General features: G+C 69.6%; 2 protein-coding genes. Both read left to right on the forward strand.

What is annotated here, in order from left to right; genetic code table 11:
* The coding region (locus tag IH13_RS0101185; RefSeq protein WP_234433183.1) for a DUF6049 family protein at nt 1–613 on the forward strand (613 nt) is incomplete at its 5' end.
* A 49-nt stretch (nt 614–662) separates the two neighbouring features.
* Nucleotides 663–2,825, forward strand: coding sequence for a murein biosynthesis integral membrane protein MurJ (murJ, locus tag IH13_RS0101190; RefSeq protein ID WP_031080248.1), 2,163 nt, complete (start codon nt 663–665; stop codon nt 2,823–2,825).
* Nucleotides 2,826–2,947: the final 122 nt, after the last annotated feature.

The following is a 2,947-nucleotide window of genomic DNA, read 5'->3' on the forward strand; positions in this document are numbered from 1 at the left end:
CTCAGAGATGTGTATAAGAGACAGGCTGGAGGCCCAGCAGTACCGTGACGCGGTCCGGACCTATCTGAAGAGCCTCACCAGCGAGGTGCAGCTCATCACCAAGTCCGACGTCACCCTGTCCGGACGCAGCGCGACCATCCCGGTCACCGTACAGAACAAGCTGGTCCAGGGCATCGACCACCTCGTTCTCCGGCTGACGTCGGGCAACGCCACCCGGCTCAAGCTGAACGACGGCGGGGCCCGGGCCGAACAGCCGGTCAGGATCGCGGGGGGACACAGCCAGTCCGTGAAGTTCGACGCCTCGGCCAACGCCAACGGGCAGGCCCAGGTCACCGCACGGCTCTTCACTCAGGACGGCACACCGTACGGCGAGGAGATGACCTTCACGGTGAAGGTCTCCGAGGTCACCCCGACGGTGCTCCTGGTGCTCGCGGGCGGGCTGCTGCTGCTCGTCCTCGCCGGCATCAGGATGTACACCCAGCGCAAGCGCGCGGCGGCGGGGGACGCGGAGGAGAACGACGGCGGCGAACCCGAGCAGCCGAGTGACCCGACACCGGACACCGGTCCGGAAAGCGGGGACCCGTCGGGGACGGGTGAGAAAGTGGACCGTTGAGCGATGTCTGTCGGGGCCGGTCGGCCGGGGACGATGAGGTGGGGTTTCGATGAACGCGCCGTACGACGGTGACCGCGGCCAGGGCGCGGGCGGAGCTGGGGTGCCCAGCAATCCGCCGGCGCCTCCGGGCACCGGCCAGGACGGGAGCCCACCCGACCCGTACCTGCAGCACGCCTACGACCACGATCCCTACCGGTCCCAGGACCTCACCGCCCAGGATCCGGTCGCCGAGGCCCTCTACGACCGTGCCTCCCACCCGCCGCCGCCCCCCGGCACCTACCAGGAGCCACAGCCGCTCTACCAGCAGCCTCCCGCGGCCCAGTACCCCCCGGACCCCCGTGTCTGGGCCCAGACACCGCCACCGGAGCCCGCAGGGCCCTCACGGCACCTTCCGTACGGGGACGACGCGGCGACCACCCAGTACGTGGGAGTGGACGACCTGGTCACCCAGGCCACCGACACCCCGGTCGAGCCGGACGCCTTCGCCCACCTCTTCCGCGACCAGCAGCAGGGGCCGGGACGGCCTCCCGAGCCGCCGGCCGAGCAGGAGGCGGCTCCGGCCCCCGTGCCGCCGAAGTCCGGTGGCCGTGCCTCCGGGATACTGAAGTCGAGCGCCCTGATGGCGGCCGGCACGCTGGTGTCCCGGCTCACCGGATTCGTCCGCAGCCTGGTGATCACGGCGGCGCTCGGCGCGGCGCTGCTCGGTGACAGCTTCACGATCGCCTACACCCTGCCGACGATGATCTACATCCTCACCGTGGGAGGAGGCCTGAACTCGGTCTTCGTCCCCCAGCTCGTCCGGTCCATGAAGGACGACGCGGACGGCGGCGAGGCCTATGCGAACCGGCTGCTGACCCTGGTGATGGTCACGCTCGGCGCGATCGTCGCCCTGGCCGTCTTCGCCTCCCCGTGGCTCATCCACACGATGTCGCCGACCATCGCCAACGACGCCGCGGCCAACAGCGTGGCCGTCACCTTCGCCCGCTACTGCCTGCCCACCATCTTCTTTATGGGCGTCCACGTGGTGATGGGCCAGATCCTCAACGCCCGCGGGAAGTTCGGCGCGATGATGTGGACCCCGGTCCTCAACAACATCGTCATGATCGTCACGTTCGGGCTGTTCATCTGGGTCTACGGATCCTCGGCCGAGTCCCGGATGGGCGTCGAGACGATCCCGCCGGAAGGTGTCCGCCTGCTGGGCATGGGAACCCTGCTCGGCCTGGTCGTCCAGGCACTGGCCATGATCCCGTACCTCCGCGAGACAGGCTTCCGCTTCCGGCCGCGCTTCGACTGGAAGGGCCACGGCCTCGGCAAGACGGTCCGGCTCGCCAAGTGGACGGTCCTCTTCGTGCTGGCGAACCAGGCCGGCGTCATCGTGGTCACCCAGCTGGCGACCTCGGCCGGCAAGCTCTCCGGCAAGGACGGGACGGGCTTCCTCGCCTACTCCAACGCCCAGTTGATCTGGGGCATGCCGCAGGCGATCATCACCGTCTCGGTCATGGCGGCCCTGCTGCCCCGCATCTCCCGCGCCGCACACGACAACGACCCCGGTGCGGTCCGCGACGACATCTCGCAGGGGCTGCGGAACTCGGCCGTGGCGATCGTGCCGGTCGCGTTCACCTTCCTGGCGCTCGGTCTGCCGATGTGCACCCTGCTCTACGCCTCCAGCGGCACCGAAGCGGCGCGGTCCATGGGCTTCATCCTGATGGCGTTCGGGCTGGGCCTCATCCCGTACTCCGTGCAGTACGTCGTGCTGCGTGGCTTCTACGCGTACGAGGACACCCGCACGCCCTTCTACAACACCGTCATCGTGGCGGCGGTCAACGCGGCCGTCTCCGCGCTGTGCTACATGGTGCTTCCGGCCCGCTGGGCCGTCATCGGGATGGCGGCCGCCTACGGCCTGGCCTACGCGGTCGGCGTCGGGGTCGCCTGGCGCAGGCTGCGCAACCGGCTCGGGGGCGACCTCGACGGCGCCCGCGTGGTGCGCACCTACGCCCGTCTCTGCCTGGCCGCGGTTCCCGCCGCGGTGGTCGGCGGTGCCGTCGGTTTCGCCCTGCTGAAGACGCTCGGCGAGGGTGCCGGGGGCTCGGTGGTGGCCCTGGTCTGCGGCAGCGTGGTCCTGCTGGGAATCTTCTACGTGGCGGCGAGGAAGATGCGCATCGAGGAGCTCAACGGCATGGTCGGCATGGTCCGGGGACGGCTCGGACGCTGAAGTTCCCGTGCGCCGCACAACCATCGCCGGACACCGCGTGTCGTGCATAGCACCGGAGTGTGGGCACAATTGGCCTGTGCAGAGCCTGTCTCTTATACACATCTCTGATGGCGCGAGGGAGG

It is taken from the genome of Streptomyces sp. NRRL WC-3549 (genome assembly GCF_000721935.1).
Taxonomy (GTDB): Bacteria; Actinomycetota; Actinomycetes; order Streptomycetales; family Streptomycetaceae; genus Streptomyces.

Coding starts and splice junctions, on each gene's coding strand:
- murJ (WP_031080248.1), top strand. CDS start 663: ATGAACGCGCCGTACGACGGTGACCGCGGCCAGGGCGCGGGCGGAGCT.